The following is a 19,998-nucleotide window of genomic DNA, read 5'->3' as shown; positions in this document are numbered from 1 at the left end:
CCGCGCGGCCCGGCGCTGTGAAGGCACCACCGTGTCCGACCTTCCCCCACTCCCGGCTTCGCCCGAGCGGGGGACTCCACCACGGAGCCTTCGCATGCCACTCGACACCCTCGCCCAAGTCCCCGCCGCACCCCGGGCGCCCGAGCGCGCGGACACCCCGACGATCGTCCCGCGGCGCGTCTTTTGGCTGTCTGCCAACCCGGTGCCGCGCACGGCCGGCCGGGGGTACGTCCGGCTGTTCCGGTCGATGCCGGTCCTGCCGCAACCGCTGTCGGGGTCCGGCAACGGAGCGCTGTACCCGCGGATCCTCGGGGTGAGGACCGTCATCCCGCTCGGCCCGGTCGCCGTCGCGACGGAGTCCGCCCGATGAGGCCCCGGCTGGTGATCGTGGGAGCCGGACCGCGGGGGACCGGACTCCTCGAACGCGTCGCCGCGAACGCCCCCGAGCTGTACGCCGGCTCGGACCTCGACATCCACCTGGTCGACCCCCACCCGCCGGGCGGCGGACGCATCTGGCGCCAGGCGCAGTCGCCGCTGCTGTGGATGAACTCGCACGCCGAGGACGTCACCATGTTCACCGACGACACGGTGCCCATGGACGGTCCGGTGCGCGAGGGTCCCACCCTGCGCGAATGGGCGGGCCTGGACGGCGGTACCTTCGCCGACCGGCAGCTCCAGGGCCGCTATCTGCGCTGGGCGTACGAGCGGGCCCGCGCCGAGCTGCCTCCGGGCATCACCGTCCACCACCACGCCCGGCGTGCCCTGCGGGTCAGCGGCCCGCGCGAGGGACGCCAGCAGGTGTGGCTGGAGGGCCGCCCGCGTCCCCTCCTCGCCGACCTGGTCGTCCTCGCCCTCGGCCACCTCGACGCCGAACTCGGCCCCCAGCAGGCCGAGCTGGCGGCCTACGCCCGCGAGCACGGCCTGGTCCACCTGCCGCCCGATTTCACCGCCGACAGCGACCTGACCCCGCTGCAGGCCGGCGAGGCGGTCCTCGTCCGGGGCTTCGGCCTCGCCTTCGTCGACCTGATGGTGCTGCTCACCGAGGGACGGGGCGGGCGCTACGAGGGTGACACCTACCTCCCCTCGGGCCGCGAACCCGTGCTGTATGTCGGCTCGCGGCGCGGAGTGCCGTACCACTCGAAGATCGGCTACGACTGGACCGGCGCCCGGCCCCCGTTGCCCCGCTTCCTCGGGCCCGCCGAGGTCGGGGAACTGCTGGCCAGGCCGGGAGGCTTCGACTTCCGGCGCGATGTGTGGCCGCTGGTGGAGAAGGAGCTGGGCTTCGCCCACTACCACCGCCTGTTCACCGCCCACCCCGAGCGCACGGCGATGAGATGGGCCGACTTCGAGAAGAAGTACGCGGCCGCCGCCGGCCCCGCCGAGTTCCGGGCGCTCGTCGCCGCCGCCGTACCCGGCCCGGCCGACCGCCTCGACCTCACCGCGCTCGACCATCCCCTCGACGGGGTGCGCCACGCCTCGCACGAGGAGTTCCAGGAGGGCCTGCGCGGCTATGTCGAACGTGATCTGAGCCGACGTCACGATCCGGATCACAGTGCCGATCTGGGCCTCTTCCTCGGCCTGCTGTCCGTCTACGGGCAGCTGGTGCGACTCGGGGACATCGGCCCCTGGTGGCACGGCTTCTTCAGCTTTCTGGCCTCGGGTCCGCCCGGACCCCGGCTGCGGCAGATGCTCGCGCTGTCCCGGGCCGGCCTGTTGCGGTTCGTCGGCGCCGGCATGACCGTCACCGCCGACGACGGCGTGTTCCGGGCCACGAGCCCCACCGTGCCGGGCTTCGCCGTCGAGGCACGGGCCCTGGTCGAGGCCCGGCTGCCCGAGCCGACCGTGGGGCGGGCCCGCGACACGCTGCTGAGGGAACTGCACGCCGAAGGGGCCGCCGAGACCCCCGAGGGGCTGCTGCGTGTCGACCCCGCCGACGGGCGGATCCTCGACACGTCCGGGCGACCGCATCCACGGCGCTTCGCGCTCGGCCCGTACACCGACGCCCGTACCCCCGGCGCCTTCACCCGGCCGCGTACCGGCGGGCCCGCGTTCCGGCAGAACGACGCGACGGCGCGGGCCGCGCTGCGGTTCCTGTCCGAACTCGCCCTCCGCGCAGCCGCATGAACCCCCGACTCCGAGGAATTCCGCGACGAGCGTCATGGCCGACATCGGATCCGTCCAGAGGAGCTTCGGTTCGCTCGGCGCGGGCGCTCACGCTGGAGCCGAAGCCACCGTTGTCCGACCTGCCGACTGCGGCGCCGGATTCCGAGCCGGGCTATGAAGTCGTCAAAGAAATAAGGGACTTGGTCCAAGACGACGCGACGGCGAATGTCGTCACGCACGAGACCGCCTTCGCCCGCGAGGTCGCCGCCACGGTGGTGTCCGTGGCCGACGGCAGGCGCGTCGAGGGTCATCCGAGGGCCGACTTCCGGACATTCCCGGGATACGGGTGGCGGATGGTGACGGGGTGGTGCCGACCGTGGGGTTCCGCACCGCGGACGGACGCGAGCGCGGGCATCCTCGCCGGTGCCACGAGCGGCGACACCGGCTGCCGCTCTCTGTACCCACGGGCACCGGACGCCTCATCCGCCCCTTCCCGCCACCGGCAATCGGCTGAATGTGGAGATCGAGGCGGGAGAGCGCGGTCTGAGGTGATGTCAGTGGGCATCATTTAAAAAGTGGTTCAAAGGTCGACGGCCGAAAGGCACTCTTGTGCCTACCGTCCGTTCGGCCGAATACTCCCCATCAGCGCTTGTCAGGGGCATGTGTGTTCGGATTGTCGAACCTGTTCCTGGCTGCGCCTCACGGGCCCCGACCCCCACGCGGGCCCCCGACTTCCCCTGGGAGGGAACGAAAAGTGAGGATCAAGCGCACCATTCCCCACAGCCGCACGGCAAGACGGACCCGGCTGACCGCCGTGGCCACCGGCCTCCTGGCCGCAGCAGCGTTCGCCGCCCCCACCGCGAACGCCAGCGACGACCACACGTTCAGCGCCGGCCAGCTCGCCACGGCGAGCGACTCCGTCCTCAAGGCCGACGTCGCCGGCACGGCCTGGGCCGTCGACAACAGGACCGACCGTGTCGTCGTCACCGTCGACAGCACGGTCTCCAAGGCCGAGATCGCCAAGATCAAGCAGCAGGCCGGCGGCAACGCCGGTGCGCTGACCATCAAGCACACCCCCGGCAAGTTCAGGAAGCTGATCAGCGGCGGCGACGCCATCTACGGCGGCTCCTACCGCTGCTCGCTCGGCTTCAACGTGCACAGCGGCAGCACCTACTACTTCCTGACCGCCGGTCACTGCGGTCAGGTCGCCTCGACCTGGTACAGCAACTCCGGCCACAGCACCGTGCTGGGCACGAACGTCGGCTACAGCTTCCCGGACAACGACTTCGCGCTGGTGCGCTACACCAACTCCTCGATCGCGCACCCGAGCGCGGTGGGCGGCCAGACCATCAGCAGCGCGGCCACCCCGTCCGTGGGGACGACCGTCTACCGCCGCGGTTCCACGACCGGCACGCACAGCGGCCGGGTCACCGCGCTGAACGCCACCGTCAACTACGGCAGCGGTGACATCGTCCACGGCCTGATCCAGACCACGGTCTGCGCCGAGGGCGGCGACAGCGGCGGCCCGCTCTACGGAGGCAGCGTGGCCTACGGCCTGACCTCCGGCGGCAGCGGCGACTGCACCTCCGGCGGCACGACCTTCTTCCAGCCGGTCACCGAGGCGCTGAGCTACTACGGTGTGACCCTTCCCTGACGGAGACGGGTACGAGTACGGGTATCCGTCGGTTCGGGGCCCCCGCGCGCAATTCGCGTGCGGGGGCCCGCGCTTGCCCGGGGCTCCGCGTCAACGGGCCTGAGGCGGTTTCCGGCCAGGAGCGACGGTCACTGTCCGCCGACGAGTTACTCGCGCGTAGTGTTTGCAGTGCGAATTCCCTGGGGTGACTGTCCTCGATCAAATGCGACGGGCGCGTACGAGCTCCTCGTGTGCGCGTCCTGAACTCGACCTTGTGTGCTCCCTGTGCGGTTCGGAAGAGTAGGCGCCCGTCAACCAGCCTTCCGGTCCGCGAGGTCCCCACATCCTCCGGGCCGACCCCCCACAGGAGGACGTGAGTTGAAGCACAGACGCATACCCGGGCGGCGGGCCGTGCTGGCCGGTGCGGGAATCGCCGCACTGGTCGCCGCGGGTGTCACCTTCCAGACTGCGAACGCCAGCGAACCCTCGAAGTCCGCTCCGGAAGCGCAGGCCCTGTCGGCGCCCGCGGCCGGAAAGCTCGCCTCGACGCTGGTCAAGAATCTCGGGTCCGACGCGGCGGGCAGCTACTACGACGCCCGGGCGAAGCGCCTCGTCGTCAACGTGCTCGACGCCGGTGCCGCGAAGACCGTCCAGGCGGCCGGCGCCAAGGCCAGAGTCGTCGCCCACTCCCTCGCCGAACTCGACGGCGCGCGGGCGACCCTGAAGGCGGACGCGACCATCCCCGGCACCTCGTGGGCCACCGACCCGGTCACCAACAAGGTCGTCGTCACCGCCGACAAGACGGTGTCCGGCGCGGAGTGGGCCAAGCTCGGCAAGGTGGTCGACGGGCTCGGGACGAAGGCGGAGCTGAAGCGGTCGAAGGGGGAGTTCAAGCCCTTCATCGCCGGCGGCGACGCGATCTCCGGCTCCGGCGGGCGCTGCTCGCTCGGCTTCAACGTGGTCAAGGGCGGGCAGCCGTACTTCCTGACCGCCGGGCACTGCACCGCGGCCATCTCCACCTGGTCGGACTCCTCGGGCAACGTCATCGGCAAGAACGAGCAGTCCGACTTCCCGGGCAACGACTTCGGTCTGGTCAAGTACACCGCGGACACCGCCCACCCGAGCGAGGTCGACCTCTACAACGGCTCGACCCAGAAGATCACCGGCGCGGCCGAGGCCACCGTCGGCATGAAGGTCACCCGCAGCGGCTCGACCACCCAGGTGCACGACGGGACGGTCACCGGCCTGAACGCCACCGTCAACTACTCCGAGGGCACGGTCAGCGGTCTGATCCAGACCGACGTCTGCGCCGAGCCCGGTGACAGCGGCGGCTCGCTCTTCTCGGGCGACAACGCGATCGGCCTGACCTCGGGCGGCAGCGGCGACTGCACCTCCGGCGGGGAGACGTTCTTCCAGCCGGTCACCGAGGCCCTGTCGGCGACCGGCAGCCAGATCGGCTGACCTGTCGCGGGCATTCCTGTTCCGTGAAGTCCCGCCCCGGGTGTGAGGGGCGGGGCTTCGCTGTTGCACCGGTACCAGGTCGCGGGCGTTTGCGCAGGTGGGAGGCGCTCGAATGGATGTCGCACACTTGTTCGGAATAGGGGTATGGTGGAGGTGGGAACTGATGTTCGAGAGTCGTTCGGGACTCACGAGTACGGGAGGTGCGTGTGCCGGGCTTCGCGCATCTGCACACCGTCTCCGGGTTCTCCCTGCGCTATGGCGCCTCGCACCCGGAGCGGCTCGCCGAGCGTGCCTCGGAGCGGGGCATGGACGCCCTCGCCCTCACCGACCGTGACACCCTCGCCGGCGCGGTCCGCTTCGCCAAGGCGTGCGCCAAGGCGGGGGTCCGTCCGCTGTTCGGTGTCGATCTGGCGGTGGCCGGTCCGTCGCTGTCGGAAGGGGTGGCACCCCGGCGTGAGCGACGGCGCGCCCCGGTGCGCGGTGGTGTCTTCGTCGACGAGCCGGCCTCCCGGGCGACCTTCCTCGCCCGGGACGGCGCCCGCGGCTGGGCCGACCTGTGCGGGATCGTCACGGTGGCGCACCAGGGCGAGGGTGTGCCTTCGCTGCCCTGGTCCGGCAACCGCGGTGACGGCCTGACCGTGCTGCTCGGCCCCGGTTCCGACGTGGGGCGTGCCCTCGCCGCGGGACGTCCGGACCGGGCCGCCAGGCTGCTCGTCCCCTGGCGCGAGATCTACGGCGACGCGCTCCGTCTGGAGGTCGTCTGGCACGGCCGGGAAGGTACGGGGCCCGGCTCCCTGCGGCTGGCCGCCCGTACCGTCGGCTTCGCCGCCGAGCAGCGGATCCGGCCGGTGCTCAGCAACGCCGTCCGCTATGCCGACCCCGGCCAGGGGCAGGTCGCCGATGTGCTGGATGCCGCTCGCCGGCTGGTTCCGATCGACCCCCGCAAGGAGCTGGACTCCGGTGAGGCCTGGCTGAAGGACGCGCGGGCCATGCTGCGGGTCGCCGAGCGGGTCGTGGAGGCGGCCGGCTACCGGCGGGACACCGCTCATCGGCTGCTGGAGCAGACTCGGGCCACCGCTGACGAGTGTCTGGTCGACCCCGAGGACGATCTCGGCATCGGCACCGTCCACTTTCCCGAGGCGCACCTCGTCGGCGCCGGCCGCCGCACCGCCCAGCGGGCGCTCGCCTCGCGGGCGGCGGCGGGCATGGTGCTGCACGGCTACGCCGACCGGCGTGCCTACTGGGAGCGGATGCACGACGAGCTGGACATCATCGCCCATCACGGCTTCGCCTCCTACTTTCTGACGGTCGCCCAAGTGGTCGATGACGTACGGGAGATGGGGATCCGGGTGGCCGCGCGCGGCTCCGGTGCGGGCTCCCTCGTCAACCATCTCCTCGGCATCGCGCACGCCGATCCGGTCGAGCACGGGCTGCTGATGGAGCGCTTCCTGTCGAAGGAGCGGGTCGTGCTGCCCGACATCGACATCGATGTGGAGTCCGCGCGGCGGCTGGAGGTGTACCGGGCGATCATCGGGCGGTTCGGGGAGGAGCGGGTGGCGACCGTCTCCATGCCGGAGACCTATCGGGTGCGGCATGCCGTCCGCGATGTCGGGGCCGCGCTGTCCATGGATCCCGCCGACATCGACCGTATCGCCAAGTCCTTTCCGCACATCCGGGCTCGCGATGCCCGTGCCGCGCTGGAGGAACTGCCCGAGCTGAAGGAACTGGCAGGGGAGCTGCGGCGGGAAGGTGAGCGGTACGGCAGGCTGTGGGAGCTGGTCGAGGCCCTCGACGCCCTGCCGCGCGGAGTCGCCATGCATCCGTGCGGGGTGCTGCTCTCCGACGCCTCCCTGCTCGCCCGTACGCCGGTGGTGCCGACCAGCGGCGAGGGGCTGCCGATGTCGCAGTTCGACAAGGAGGACGTGGAGGACCTCGGGCTGCTCAAGCTGGACGTGCTGGGCGTGCGGATGCAGTCGGCCATGGCGCATGCGGTGGCGGAGGTGGAGCGGGCGACGGGGGAGCGGGTCGACCTGGACGCGCTGCCGCCGGGTGATCCGGTGACGTACCGGCTCATCCGGTCCGCCGAGACGCTCGGCTGTTTCCAGATCGAGTCGCCCGGTCAGCGGGATCTGGTGGGGCGGCTGCAGCCCGCCACTTTTCATGACCTGGTCGTGGACATCTCGCTGTTCCGGCCGGGGCCCGTCGCCGCCGACATGGTGCGGCCCTTCATCGAGGCGCGGCACGGGCGGGCGCCGGTGCGCTATCCGCACCCGGACCTTCAGCGGCCGCTGGAGGAGACGTACGGGGTCGTCGTCTTTCACGAGCAGGTCATCGACATCGTCGCCATCATGACCGGGTGCGGGCGCGGTGAGGCGGACCGGGTGCGGCGCGGGCTGTCCGATCCGGAGTCGCAGGGGCGGATCAAGGTGTGGTTCGCCCAGCACGCGGCGGCCGACGGATATGACGCGGAAACGATTCGGCGGACCTGGGAGATCGTCGAGGCCTTCGGGTCGTACGGCTTCTGCAAGGCGCACGCCGTCGCCTTCGCCGTGCCGACCTATCAGTCGGCATGGCTGAAGGCCCATCACCCGGCCGCCTTCTACGCCGGGCTGCTCACGCACGACCCCGGGATGTATCCGAAGCGGCTGCTGCTGGCGGACGCGCGGCGGCGCGGGGTGCCGATCCTGCCGTTGGACGTGAACGCGTCCGGGGTCGCACACGGGATCGAACTGGTGTCTGAATCACCTGAGGTCTGGGGGCTCAGGCTGGCCCTCTCCGACGTGCACGGCATCAGTGAGGCCGAGGCGGCGCGGATCGCCGAGGGGCAGCCGTATGCCTCGCTGCTCGACTTCTGGGAGCGGGCACGGCCGAGCCGTCCGCTGGCCCAGCGGCTCGCTCAGGTGGGCGCGCTGGACGCCTTCGGGGCCAACCGCCGTGATCTGCAACTGCATCTGACCGAGCTGCACCGGGGTGCCCGGGGTGCGGGCGGCGGCCAGCTCCCTCTGGCCGGCGGGCGCGAGACGGCGTCGGCCGGGCTGCCCGACCTCACCTCGGCGGAGCGGCTCAGCGCCGAGCTGGGCGTGCTGTCCATGGACGCCTCGCGCAATCTGATGGACGACCACCAGGTGTTCCTGAAGGAGCTGGGCGTGGTGTCGGCGCGCCGGCTGCGCGAGGCCAGGCACGGGGAGACCGTGCTGGTCGCGGGCGCCAAGGCGGCCACCCAGACCCCGCCGATCCGCTCCGGCAAGCGGGTCATCTTCAGCACGCTGGACGACGGCACGGGCCTGGTCGACCTCGCCTTCTTCGACGACTCCCACGACGCCTGCGCGCACACCGTCTTCCACTCCTGGCTGCTGCTGGTGCGCGGAGTGGTGCAGCGGCGGGGTCCGCGCAGCCTGAGCGTGGTGGGCTCCGCCGCCTGGAACCTCGCGGAGCTGGTCGAACTGCGTGCCGAGGGCGGCCTGGACGAGGTGGCCGCCCGGCTGGCCGAGCCCGTCCAGGGACGGCCGGACGGGGCGGACCCGACGGGCGGCCGCCGGATCCAGCTGCCGACCGGATACGAGATGCACCCGTGGGCCGATCTGCGGCCCGCGGGCCAGGAGGCCTCGCAAGGGCCTTCGACGGTACGGAAGTTGTGGCACCAGAGTCCGGGGAGCGCGGGATGACCATTCTCTGTATACGTTTCCAGCTGCCGCCGATGCGCGAGGCGGCCCTGCCCGGGCTGCTCGGCCTCCTTGAGGAGTTCACCCCGGTCGTGGAGGCGCTGCCCCCGGACGGGGCGCTGGCCGATCTCCGCGGCGCCGAGCGCTACTTCGGGCGTGACGCCGTGGAACTGGCCTCGGTGATCCGGGTCCGCGCCCTCGCGCTGTACGGCGTCGACTGCGCGATCGGCGCCGGGCCGGGCCCGATGCTGGCCCGCGTGGCGCTGCGCGACGCCCGTCCCGGGGTGACCTGTGCCGTGCCCGAGGAGCCGGACGCCGTCGCGGACTTCCTCGCCGGCCGGCCCGTCGCCGCACTGCCCGGCGTGGGTGCGGCGACCGCCCGCACCCTGTGCGAGTACGGCCTCGACACGCTGGGCCTGGTCGCCGCGGCGCCGCTGTCCACGCTCCAGCGGCTGATCGGCGCGAAGGCGGGCCGCGAGCTGCGCGAGCGGGCGAGCGGCATCGACCGCGGCCGGGTCGTCCCGAACGCCGTATCCCGGTCTCTCGTCGCCGAACGGCCCTTCGACCTGGACGAGTTGGACCCGGACCGGCATCGCCGCGCTCTGCTGTCGGCCGCCGAGGAGATCGGCGCCCGGCTGCGCGCGGTGGAGAAGGTCTGCCGCACTCTGACCCTGACCGTGCGCTACGCCGGCCTCCCCCCCTCTCGGCTTCGCTCGAGCGGGGGGACCCCCGTCTCGACCACCCGCAGCCGCACCCTCAAGGAGCCGACCGCGCACTCGGCGGCCCTCACCAGGGCGGCCTACGGTCTGTACGAGGCGCTCGGCCTCCAGCGCGCCCGGGTCCGTGCGCTCGTCCTGCGCGCCGAGGGCCTGGCCCCTGCCGACCAGGCCTCCTACCAGCTCACCTTCGATCCCGTGGACGACAAGGTCCGCCGGATCGAGGAGGTCGCCGACCGCGCGCGGGCGAAGTTCGGGCCGCGCGCGGTGATGCCGGGGACGCTGGCGGCGTAACGCCAGTGCGGAGTGTGTCGGTTGGCCCACGGCGGAGCGATGCGCGTGCCGTCGGCCTGCTCGCCGTCGCGGGCGACCTCACGCAACGCATCCATGACGGGGTCGTGGCCCGCGGATTCACGGACCTGAGGCGGGCGAGGGTGAAGTGCGCGCGGTGCGCGACCGTTTGACGCGGATCGCGCCCTATGGCCCCATCGGGCCCGTCCGGTGACGATCCCTCGTTGCCGCATGCACCTCTGGTTATCACTGGAAGTTTTTACTGGCGCGTAACTTCACATCTGCACTACTCGCCCGTAACTTGACGAGTGAACAGCATCCTCGTGATCCGGATCACAGGGTTAGGCCGTCGCACCTCCCTTGAGCCGCAAGGAGATCACACGATGCTGCCCTGGAAGCGAGTGTTCAGACCCCTCGCCGCGCTGCTTCTGACCGCCGCCGTAGCCGCCGTTCCCGCAGCGACCGCCCATGCCTCCGACGCCCCCAGCAGGGGCTGGAACGACTGGTCCTGCAAGCCCTCCGTCACCCATCCCCGCCCGGTCGTCCTGGTCCACGGGACCCTGGGCAACTCCGTCGACAACTGGCTGTCCCTCGCCCCGTATCTGAAGGACCGCGGATACTGCGTCTACTCCCTCGACTACGGCCAGCTGCCCGGCGTCCCCCTCTTCTACGGCCTCGGCCCCATCGACAAGTCGGCAGAGCAACTGTCCGCCTTCGTCGACAAGGTGCTCTCCGCGACCGGGACCGACAGGGCCGACCTGGTCGGCCACTCCCAGGGCGGCATGATGCCCCGCTACTACCTGAAGTTCCTCGGCGGATCCGCCAAGGTGAACGCCCTCGTGGGCCTCGCCCCCGACAACCACGGCACCGACCTGGACGGCCTCACCCACCTGCTGCCGTACTTCCCCGGCGCCGAGGACCTGATCAAGGCCACCACCCCCGGCCTCGCCGACCAGATCGCCCGCTCCGCCTTCCTCACCAAGCTCAACGCGGGCGGCGACACCGTCCCCGGAGTGCACTACACCGTCATCGCCACCAAGTACGACGAGGTGGCCACACCCTGGCGCGACCAGTACCTGAGCGGCTCGGACGTGCACAATGTCCTGCTCCAGGACCTGTGCCCGCTCGACCTGTCCGAGCACGTGGCGATCGGCCTGTTCGACCGCATCGCCTTCCACGAGGTGGCCAACGCGCTCGACCCGGCCCACGCGACCACCACCACCTGCGCGTCGGCCTTCAGCTGACGTGCCGCCGGGGCCTGTCCGACCTGAGCCGCCGGACAGGCCCCGGAACCCCTGGTTCAGCGCCCGTGCCGGCCGCCCGCCGCCCGTCGGCGCACCGACATGAACAGCGCCGCCGAACCGAGCGCGAGCGCCGCCGCACCGCCGACCGCGAGGTACGACGTGCTGCTGTCACCGCCGGTCTCGGCGAGGTTCCCGGAGGTGCCGGCGGCCTTCGGCCCGTTGGCCGGGGTGCCGGCCGCCGCCGTCGCCGTCGGTTCGGCGGACGTGCTCGCGTCGTCGTCGCCGTGGCCGTGGTGCTCGATGGTCGACTTGTCGGCACCGTCCTCGATCTGCTTGTCGGAGGGCGCGGAGGCCGTCGGGGCGGCCGTGGCTCCGTCCCCCGTGCCGCTGCCGCCTCCCGTGCCGCCGCCGGCGCCGAACGCGACGTCCGAGCAGGAGTAGAACGCCTCCGGGCTGTCCGAACGCTGCCAGACCGCATACAGCAGCTGCCTGCCGGACCGCTCGGGCAGCGTGCCGGAGAACGTGTAGAAGCCGCCCGAGGCGACCGGGTCGGTGGCCGTCGCCACCGGGTGCTCCAGATCCAGGTCCGCCCAGGCCAGCGGCTTCGTCGGGGCGTAGCCGGACTTGGTGACGTAGACCTTGAAGGTGCCCTTGTGCGCAGCGGTCACGCGGTACTTGAAGGTGTACGAGCCGCTCTTCACGCTCGTCGCGGGCCAGTCCGCGCGGGCCAGGTCGAGCCCCTTGAACTCCTCGTTGTTCGCGCTGCACAGCTTGCCGTCCGGGATCAGCTTCTGGTGCTGTCCGGCGGCGTCGCCGATCCGGACGCCGTTCCAGTCGTAGAACGCCTGCGTCCCGCCGGCCGCGACCGCGGCCTTGCACGCGGCCGACTCGGGGCTCTCCGGTCCCTCCGCGTAGCACTGCGACACCCTGCTGACCGGGTCGCCCATCGAGCCGTGCGCGGCGGCGGGAGCGGCGGCGAGCGCGGTCAGGGCGAGCGGCGTCGCGCCGAGGACGACGACGGCGGCCGTGCGGCGTACGGACATGGGGAACTCCTCGAAACGGTCCTCGGGGCTGGTCTGAATCCCGTGGGGGCGATCAGAAGCTAGCCCCAAGAAATCGTGGAATTGCCTGCTGGGAGTGGGTGACGGAGATCCTTATGGTCGATTTAAGGCGGGGCTAACCGAGGGCTCAGGAAGAGACGTGGAAACCCCCTGGCCCACCTGCGTCCGAGCAGCGCTACCGTCCGTGGCGGTTCGTGGTCGTCCGCGGTCGGACGCCTCGGTTGGTTCCCGGATCGGCTCCCGGCGGCTCCTATGCGTCTCGCCTCACCAACCTGTGCACATGGCTCCGGAGGCCAAGCAAGATCGCGCTTCCAGGGCGCCCCGGAGCTGCTGAAACACGGTGGGGCGTGGTTCCGCCCACTAATCTCACGCGCCACTCACGCATGGGTCGGCCTCTGCTGGGCGAGCAGGGAACAACGCGGTCCGTGCTTTGATGGGTTGTGAGGCTGGCTGTGCCGCGGATGTTACAGCCCGGACACTCGGGACAGGGCTGTGGCCGCACGACTGCGCTGCGGCTGCACGGAATGCTTCAGTGGGTTTCGGGCGGCATCACCTACGGACGGATCACCGCTCTAGGAGTTCGATCACGGCCCCCATGGTGCCGTGGCGTGGCTCTGTGGTGCCTCTGCACTCGGCCGTCGAGATCCGCCGATGTCCGGGCCCGTTGGTGTCAGCGATGGATGTCAGTGGCCCTCGCCAGGCTGCCCTGCACCGAGGCCGGCCAGAGAACCGTCATGGTCCGTGGTCTAAGGGGCGGGACCTGAAAGGTCTCCGGGTCGTCCGTCAGACCTCCGCGCGCCTCAAGGCGCTGCCCCGGTTCGCTGGTGCGCGGACGGGTTTCGTCCGGGCGCGGCCGACGCGGGAGGTGCGGAGCTGCGGCGTCAGGCGCCTCGTCTGAGGTTGCGAGCGTGTCGAGACGGTTTACCGTGAGCGTCCTTGCTTACGTCCACTTCGCGTAAATAGTCCATAAGGGGCATATTGGTAACCATTGGTGAGTGAGAGGACGCGGACCGTGAACGACTTTTCCCGTCGCAGACTGCTCAAGACGACGGCGGTCGCAGGCGCCGGCGCGGTCGTCGTGCCGGTCGTTGCGGCGGCCGAAGCCCCCGGTGCGAGTGCCGTGACCGAGGCCACCGTCAGCGAGGGGTACGGGGAACAGTGCCCGCCGGCGAAGCTGACCGGCCGCATCGTCCGCCCCAACGACCCCGGGTACACGGACGCGCGCCTCGGCTGGGACCAGCTCTTCTCCCACTATCCGCTGGTCATCGTCTTCGCTAGGAACACCCAGGACGTGGTCAACGCCCTGACGTGGGCGCGGCAGAACGACGTCGCGCTGCGGATCCGGAGCGGCCGTCACAGCCTTGAGGGCTGGTCGAACGTCGACAGCGGCCTCGTGATCGACATCAGCGGGCTGAAGTCGGTCCACATCGATAGCGCCGCTCGCGTCGCGACGGTGGGGTCCGGGCTCAACCAGCTGGAAGCGGTGACGACGCTCGCGAAGCAGAACTTCGCGGTGACGACCGGTACCGAAGGCAGCGTGGGCCTGGTCGGCGCGACGCTCGGCGGCGGCTTCGGCTTCCTCACCCGCTGGCTCGGCATGGCCTGCGACAGCCTGATCGGCGCCGAGGTCGTCGTCGCGGAAGGCGACGAGTGTGCCAAGGTGATCAAGGCCGATCTGAACCACAACGCGGACCTGCTATGGGCGCTGCGCGGAGCGGGTAACGGCAACTTCGGAATCGTCACCTCACTGACCTACAAACTGGCCCCGCTCAAGAGCGTCACCTATATGCAGGTCACGTGGGACGGAGTCGGCGACCTGCGCAGGATCTTCGAGGCTTACCAGCGCACGGCGCCGTACATCGACAACCGCCTTGGCACCCAACTCGAAATTCACCCGAACCAGATCCTGCTGTTCGCGGTCCTCGCGGAAGGAATACCCGCGGAGGCGAAAAAGCTGCTGGCCCCGATCCTGTCGATCGACAGCCCCAAGGTGACGGTGCAGGTAGGAAACTGGGGCCACGTGTATGCGGGCTTCCAGACCTCGATCGCGGCCGAACCCGCGCACTGGAAGTTCTACTCGCAATTCACCAAGAAGCCGTTCCCGACCAAGGCGATCGACGTGATCGCCTCGTTCATGAAGGACGCACCCACGGACGACAGCAACTACTTCGTTCAGGCGTTCGGGGGTGCGGTCAGGAGGACCCCCCGCGGCGGCACGGCGTTCCCGCACCGCGATGCGCTCTTCTACGCCGAGCCCGGCGCCGGCTGGGGCAAGCGCAGTGACCAGCCGGGCGTCTGTGACCCGCTCACCCCGAAGGCCCAGGCCTGGATCGCCGAATTCAGCCAGGCGCTGCGCCCCTACGTGGACGGCGCCTACGCCAACGTGCCGAACATCGGCATGCAGGACTGGGAGACCGCCTACTGGGGATCCAACTTCGGCCGACTGCGCACGATCAAGGCAGATTACGACCCCCGCAACGTCTTCCAGTACGACCAGAGCATTCCGCCCGCGTCCCGCTGACCGAGCACGGCCTGAGAACGGCCCCGACCTCGGTTCTCGGTCGGGGGCCGCTCGTGTGTCACCCTGCGGGCCCGTAGTGGCACGCCTGTGGCACGACCCCTGAGAGGCCGAAGGGCCGGCCTGGGAGGAAACTCCTCCTGAGCCGACCCTTCTCTCTGTGCCCCCGGCAGGATTCGAACCTGCGACACCCGCTTTAGGAGTTCGGTCCACGTGGCCTCATGAGGCTCTGGCGCCTGGGAGCCAAGGTCGTCCGTGGCCGCTCGTAGTTGCTGTTGTCTGTTGTCGTTGATGTCAGGGCTGGATGTCAGGTAGGGGCGCGCACTTTGTGCCCGCTGAAGCGCGAGCTCTATTGAAGCCATCTTGAGGTGGCGGCCGTTACAGTAACCTGCTCGCCGTGACGGATGATCGCATACCCGAGGAGAGCGTCGGCAACGCGGCAGAGGTGGTCCTCAGAGCAACCACGAGCGTGGGGGCTGGCGTCACCGGTGCAACGCTCGGCCTGGAGGCGGGTGCTGCGGCTCTGGCGGCGAAGGAAGTAGTCGACGCCGCTGGACAGCGCCTGATCGAAAAGTACCTGCAGTACCGACGAGCCCGAGCGAGTCGAGTGCTATCCGTGGGTGGCGATGAAGCGGGCATGGACCTCAACAGGTTCGTCTCATCTATTGAGTCCAGCCCTCGTCTCCTTGCTCTCATGGCAGAGAGTGTCCAAGCAGCCATGGATACGCCCCTGGATATCAAAGTGCAGGCTCTAGGACGCTGCCTTGGCCGTGGCGTGCGTGATGAGGCGAAAGTCGACGAAGAGAGACTGCGGATTCGAGGACTAGCCCGAATCGATGAGCCGGAAGTTAAGTTGATGGAGTTGCTAGAGCGTCAGCCTCCCCTTATGCCACCCCATGAACTTGGCCCTGACAAGAACGTACGCTGGCCTGGGTGGCGCCGCCCAGAGATCTTGGCCGAGATCCCCGGTTACGCCGATGTGCTCGATGCTTCAATTGCCCGCCTCACTTCTGAGGGCCTGGCTGTGGATGACGGAATCAATCGCCTCGTTGCGGACGACGGATTTCGGGAAATGTGGATTCTCACCAATTTTGGGCGAGATTGCTTGCGACTCCTGAGGTCAGCGGGATCTAATGAAGACTTGACCGACAGTTGAGGATCCGACACTCGGTCTGGCGCCCGCTCTCCTGCACGATCTGGGCACGACCACTTCGTCCCGAACTATTGGTTGGTCAGTCATTGAAGTCTGAGGCCAAGGTCAGTCGGCCGTCGGGATTCGTTGACGGTTGCCTGCGGTTGCGGTGGTTGCTGTACTCGGCTGCTGTACAGCAGCGGTACGGAAGCCGCTTGCCGCTGTCAAAGGGGCTCCGTGCCGTCGGCCACGGCCTGCGACCTCGACAAGGGCGTTGCGGAGCGCTGTTTCCCGTGCACCAACGAAGGCATGAGTGACCATCTTCGTGTATGCCCCTCTACGGCAGGACGACCGCCATGAGCGATCAGTGGCCCGTCATTCTCACCGCAGCCCTCGGTGTGGCCGGCACCGTCGTCGTCGCCTACACCGGCGTCCATGGCAACCGTCGCCAGACCACGGACCAAGCTGCAGTCGAGCACGAGCAATGGCTGCGCGGTCAGCGGCAAGAGGCCTACGTCGCTCTTCTCGACGCTTGGGACACCGCCGTCAGCAAACTCGAACGCACAGTGGACCTTTGGCCGGAGCGAGAGGAGTGGCTGGATAGTCAGGGCGGTGAACCTTATGAGATGGCGATAACCGTAGAGGAAGACCTCGTAGACGCCCGGCGGGGCTTGTCGAAGCCGCTGGATCGTGCTGCCATCCTGGGCCCAGCATCGGTGGACGCGGCGGTCATTGCGATGGACAACGCCTTTGATGCTGCGTCCGGGTATCTCAACCATCAGACAAACCCGGATGAGCCATTCGAGCGCGACTGGCACTCGTGGCCTGCGTTGATGACTCTGGCGCATCAGGCGCGGAGGCAGTTCACGGAGGCTTCGAAACTTGTTTTGCGGACGCCTCCGCGGCCGGGCGGACCCTGGCGCGTTGCCTTGCGGCGGACTGCTCGCTGACCGGTTTGTTTTCATGTGCACTGTGGACCAGGGCGAACCATCTCCCCGAGCTCGGCCCGCGCCTGCCTGACCACTGGCCAGAGTGCGCCCGTGAACGATGTCCACCAGCGCTATCACCTCAGCTTGGGAAGCTAAGGTGATCTAAGGCTCGCTGTGGGCTGACCTGCGACGGAAAGGGTTCGATGCCTGGTGGCGAGTCCGTTGATTCTCCGATGTTCCCCGTGAGTCCCCGTACGATCTGGCACGCGTCTGGCACGACCTCATCGTCCTGAACTCTCGGCCGGATGGTCATCTGGGCCTGATCGGCTGGTCAATCGGTCCTGGACGGCTGCTGAGGGTCAGCTTCGGTCGTTGAGGTTTCTGTACTCCTCTGCTGTACGGCCTCCGCGGCACGGCGTGCATGAGCGAGGTTGTTGCGGCTGGCCAGGGCATGGGGATGCGTGTCGCCCAAGACCTGCTCGCAGAGGGCGAGGTTGGTCTCGAGTAGGGGGACCGCCCGCTCTGGGTTTCCCGCCGACTCATAAGCGGTGGCGAGGTTGTTGCGGCTGGTCAGGGTGTCGGGGTGTCTGTCGCCCAGCACCTGTTCGCGCTGAGCCAGGGTGGTCTCCAGCAGGGGGATCGCCTGGTCCAGACGGCCTGCTGACCTCTGTAGGTGGTGGCGAGGTGGTGGCGGCTGGTCAGGGTGTCGGGGTGGGTGTCGCCCAGCACCTGTTCGCGCTGGGCGAGGGTGGCCTCGTACAGGGGGATGGCCCGCCGCAGATTCCCTGCCGCCCCGTAGACATAGGCGAGGTGGTGGCGGCTGGTCAGGGTGTCGGGGTGGGTGTCGCCCAGCAGCCGTTCACGATGGGACAGAGTTACCTCCCACAGCGGGATAGTGGGGGTGGTGTGGCCTTGCTGGTGGAGGCGGTAGGCAGCGCACTCGTATGCGTCGATGAGAGGGTCGCTGTGGTGTCCAGGCGGGGTATTGGCGGCGAGAGCGATCAGATGGGGAATAAGAGCATCCCATTGGCCTTCGGTGGTCGTCTCCTGGCCGGGAGGTGGTGCCAGGTGACGGACGAGGGCTTGTTCAGCTCGCTCGCGCCCTTCATGGGGCCGGTGATCACTGAGGTCTTGGGGGGTGCGCAGAACGGTTTGGACGAGGCGATGGATGCTCAGGGTGGTGCCAGTGTCGGTGGCCATGCTGTATGAGGCCAACGTGCCGATGGCCTCGGCAAGGTCGTCCGGGTCGGTGCCATGCGGGGCGAGCAGGGCATGAGGGACGTTGTCGGGAGCGAGCCACGCGGCGGTGTAGAGCACATCCACGGCCAAAGGGTCACGCGAAGCCAATATGTGCAGCGTCAGGTGCCAGATTCGGGCGATAGTCCGCTCAGCGGAGATGCCATCGTCGGCTTTGTGCAGCTTGGTGCCCAGACTGCGGCGGTAGGCGTCGAGGGTGATGCCGCGGTTTCGGTTGAGGTAGGAGCCGGCCTGCTTTAGGGCAAGCGGCAGATATCCCAGATCAGCGGCTAGAGCGCGCGCATCAGTTCTCTGACGCAGAGTGGGGGTGGCGTCCCTGAAAGCAAGGGTGCACAGCACGTTAACGGCGTCGTCGGGGTCCAGGGTTCCGAGCAGCAGAGTGGCAGCGCCGTCCGGCCACCCTCGGCTGCGGCGGCTAGTAACCAAGTGGTGCCCACTGTTGAGGGATCCGGTGTAGCGCTCCAGATCGGCGGGATCCTCAGCGTTGTCGTAGACCAGCAGCCAGCCCCTATGCCAGCTCAGCCACTGCATAGCCCACGCTACCTGTGCCTCGCGGGCTGACGTCGCCGCCCAGACAGGGACCAGCCGGCGGGTGATTCCTGTCAGGGACTGCTCGATGGAGTCCGGAGAGGTAGCGTTGATCCACCAAATCAGGGTGTATTCGCCGCGGTAGCGGTGGGCGTAGTGCAGTGCGAGGGTGCTTTTGCCGATCCCACCCAAGCCGTGCGCTGTCCCACTCTGGGTGATCGCACCCTCACGCTGGTCGGTCAAGATGTGGCGCAGCCAGGCCAGCTCTTCCTCACGCCCCAGACAGAGGGCGGCCGGGGGCAGGTTTGAGGTGCCTGGGGCCGCCGTGACCTTCTCCGGTGCATGCAACGCCTCGGCAGGCAGCACGTCCCCCGTGTAGGCGTTGCCGATCTGTCCGGCCGCGATCGATCGGTGCCCGGCGGCCTTGATCCGCCTGGAAACGGCATCGTCTGCGCTCATGGCTGTGAGGTGTGACCGTCACCAGTGATCGCGGTGCCGATGTGCTGTGCGGCGATTGACCGCTCGCCGGACGCAGTGATGGTGACCGTGCCTGCGGCAGGGACGGGCAGCATCGCGGCCAGTTCCTCCCTCAGCTCAGGGTCGTCCTGCAACGCGCGTTTGAGTAGCCTGCTCACTACGGCCGTGGTGTACGCGTCGTCCTGTTCGTCGGTGGCCTCGTCCACCACTCGTTCTAGCTCGGTCCGGCCCGCCTCGTCCCGGCGTCGCCACACCGCCTGGAGGATCCGCTGCCCGATACCGACCGTGGCGTCGGCGGCGGCGTCCTGCGCCCGGGTCAGCACCGCCGCCCCGTAGGCACTCACTGCGGCCGTCACGGCAGGGCTAGCCTGCTCCACTCACTGCCCGATCTCCGCACTGACCATGTCCAACCCCCGTCACGCGCACGCCTGTTACCAGGACATCCCGGGACGTTCGTGCGCCCCAGGGTAGGCCTTCACACCCCAGTGCGTTGGGTGTGCCGGGAAATCTGGAGGGGGCACGAGAGCACGCGGTCGGTGGAACGGCTTTGGGGTGGCGCTGCTTTGGCGCGAGCGATCATGGCCCCGTAAAGCCGTGGAGCCGACTGCCCCAGCCACGACGGACCCCTTCTCTGACGGCAGGTGGCTGATTGCTGTGCGCGCGGCACGGGCGCCGGCCGGGCTGGAGCGGGGCGGAGCCAGGAGCGCAGGCCCGGACGGGGGCCGTGCCGCGCGCGGTGAGCAGAGCGAGCCGCCTTGATCCATGAAGCGAAAGTTGGAACAGATTCCTGACCGTGGCTCCCTGTTTGGCTCCCCACGCCTGGACGAGTCCCAGCAGCCCTGCCTCTGACCTGCGAGAACGCTGCCTCCAGGAGCCCTTTGCGTCCTCACGGTCGGCTTAAGGCGGGGCTAACCGAGGGCTCAGGAAGAGACGTGGACCCCCCCCTGGCCCACCTGCGTCCGAGCGGCGCTACCGTCCGTGGCGGT

Annotated in this window: 14 protein-coding genes; 10 read left to right on the top strand and 4 right to left on the bottom strand. The window is 69.4% G+C overall.

Translation table 11 applies throughout. From position 1 onward, the window contains the following. The first annotated feature begins 94 nt into the window (after positions 1–94). From AVL59_RS35465 to AVL59_RS35435, 7 genes are all read left to right on the top strand, one after another. Entirely contained in the window at positions 95–370 is a 276-nt protein-coding gene (locus tag AVL59_RS35465; protein WP_067312911.1) for a hypothetical protein, read from the top strand. Continuing rightward, complete coding sequence (locus AVL59_RS35460; RefSeq protein ID WP_067312909.1) at positions 367–2,124, top strand: FAD/NAD(P)-binding protein; 1,758 nt, start codon at positions 367–369, stop codon at positions 2,122–2,124. Before AVL59_RS35465 ends, AVL59_RS35460 begins: the two co-directional genes overlap by 4 nt. A 733-nt stretch (positions 2,125–2,857) precedes the next feature. Further along, positions 2,858–3,757 carry a S1 family peptidase gene (locus tag AVL59_RS35455; RefSeq protein WP_067312907.1) on the top strand — a complete coding sequence of 300 codons (900 nt, stop codon included), beginning with the start codon at positions 2,858–2,860 and terminating at the stop codon, positions 3,755–3,757. A gap of 357 nt (positions 3,758–4,114) precedes the next feature. Continuing rightward, positions 4,115–5,197, top strand: a complete 1,083-nt coding sequence (locus AVL59_RS35450) for a S1 family peptidase (protein WP_067312906.1) — start codon at positions 4,115–4,117, stop codon at positions 5,195–5,197. A 206-nt stretch (positions 5,198–5,403) separates the two neighbouring features. Beyond that, a complete protein-coding gene (locus tag AVL59_RS35445; RefSeq protein WP_067312904.1) occupies positions 5,404–8,862 on the top strand; it encodes a DNA polymerase III subunit alpha in 3,459 nt (1,152 codons plus the stop codon). After that, positions 8,859–9,869, top strand: coding sequence for a DNA polymerase Y family protein (locus AVL59_RS35440; RefSeq protein ID WP_067312903.1), 1,011 nt, complete (start codon positions 8,859–8,861; stop codon positions 9,867–9,869). The genes AVL59_RS35445 and AVL59_RS35440 overlap by 4 nt, the downstream gene beginning before the upstream one ends. 380 nt (positions 9,870–10,249) lie before the next feature. Beyond that, positions 10,250–11,110, top strand: coding sequence for an esterase/lipase family protein (locus AVL59_RS35435; RefSeq protein WP_067312901.1), 861 nt, complete (start codon positions 10,250–10,252; stop codon positions 11,108–11,110). A gap of 56 nt (positions 11,111–11,166) precedes the next feature. Here the strand turns inward: AVL59_RS35435 and AVL59_RS35430 are convergent, their stop codons facing one another. Next, complete coding sequence (locus AVL59_RS35430) at positions 11,167–12,153, bottom strand: lytic polysaccharide monooxygenase auxiliary activity family 9 protein (protein ID WP_067312899.1); 987 nt, start codon at positions 12,151–12,153, stop codon at positions 11,167–11,169. Positions 12,154–13,183: 1,030 nt separating this feature from the next. On the opposite strand from AVL59_RS35430, the gene AVL59_RS35425 reads away from it, so the two are divergent. From AVL59_RS35425 to AVL59_RS35420, 3 genes are all read left to right on the top strand, one after another. Beyond that, the gene (locus tag AVL59_RS35425) at positions 13,184–14,692 is read left to right on the top strand and encodes an FAD-binding oxidoreductase (protein ID WP_067312897.1); all 1,509 of its coding nucleotides are present in this window, start codon (positions 13,184–13,186) and stop codon (positions 14,690–14,692) included. A 394-nt stretch (positions 14,693–15,086) separates the two neighbouring features. Continuing rightward, on the top strand, positions 15,087–15,845 hold the full coding sequence (locus AVL59_RS52785; protein ID WP_159400180.1) for a hypothetical protein: 759 nt from the start codon (positions 15,087–15,089) through the stop codon (positions 15,843–15,845). A 332-nt stretch (positions 15,846–16,177) separates the two neighbouring features. Continuing rightward, on the top strand, positions 16,178–16,771 hold the full coding sequence (locus tag AVL59_RS35420) for a hypothetical protein (RefSeq protein WP_159400179.1): 594 nt from the start codon (positions 16,178–16,180) through the stop codon (positions 16,769–16,771). 310 nt (positions 16,772–17,081) lie between these two features. Here the strand turns inward: AVL59_RS35420 and AVL59_RS56755 are convergent, their stop codons facing one another. Genes AVL59_RS56755 through AVL59_RS35410 form a run of 3 tightly spaced genes read right to left on the bottom strand, consistent with a single transcriptional unit; the run spans position 17,082 to position 19,368 of the window. Then, positions 17,082–17,381 (bottom strand): tetratricopeptide repeat protein, encoded by a 300-nt coding sequence (locus AVL59_RS56755; protein WP_372450395.1) that lies wholly within the window; start codon positions 17,379–17,381, stop codon positions 17,082–17,084. Further along, complete coding sequence (locus tag AVL59_RS53750; protein WP_067312894.1) at positions 17,321–18,994, bottom strand: tetratricopeptide repeat protein; 1,674 nt, start codon at positions 18,992–18,994, stop codon at positions 17,321–17,323. Before AVL59_RS53750 ends, AVL59_RS56755 begins: the two co-directional genes overlap by 61 nt. Next, positions 18,991–19,368 (bottom strand): hypothetical protein, encoded by a 378-nt coding sequence (locus AVL59_RS35410; RefSeq protein ID WP_237281770.1) that lies wholly within the window; start codon positions 19,366–19,368, stop codon positions 18,991–18,993. Before AVL59_RS35410 ends, AVL59_RS53750 begins: the two co-directional genes overlap by 4 nt. Positions 19,369–19,998 lie beyond the last annotated feature (630 nt).

The organism is Streptomyces griseochromogenes, from assembly GCF_001542625.1.
GTDB classification, from domain to species: Bacteria; Actinomycetota; Actinomycetes; order Streptomycetales; family Streptomycetaceae; genus Streptomyces; species Streptomyces griseochromogenes.
Note: the sequence above shows the minus strand (reverse complement) of the source record. Positions and strands in the feature narration are given on the sequence as shown.

Coding starts and splice junctions, on each gene's coding strand:
- AVL59_RS35460 (WP_067312909.1), top strand. CDS start 367: ATGAGGCCCCGGCTGGTGATCGTGGGAGCCGGACCGCGGGGGACCGGA.
- AVL59_RS53750 (WP_067312894.1), bottom strand. CDS start 18,994: ATGAGCGCAGACGATGCCGTTTCCAGGCGGATCAAGGCCGCCGGGCAC.
- AVL59_RS35430 (WP_067312899.1), bottom strand. CDS start 12,153: ATGTCCGTACGCCGCACGGCCGCCGTCGTCGTCCTCGGCGCGACGCCG.
- AVL59_RS35420 (WP_159400179.1), top strand. CDS start 16,178: ATGAGCGATCAGTGGCCCGTCATTCTCACCGCAGCCCTCGGTGTGGCC.
- AVL59_RS35465 (WP_067312911.1), top strand. CDS start 95: ATGCCACTCGACACCCTCGCCCAAGTCCCCGCCGCACCCCGGGCGCCC.
- AVL59_RS35440 (WP_067312903.1), top strand. CDS start 8,859: ATGACCATTCTCTGTATACGTTTCCAGCTGCCGCCGATGCGCGAGGCG.
- AVL59_RS35435 (WP_067312901.1), top strand. CDS start 10,250: ATGCTGCCCTGGAAGCGAGTGTTCAGACCCCTCGCCGCGCTGCTTCTG.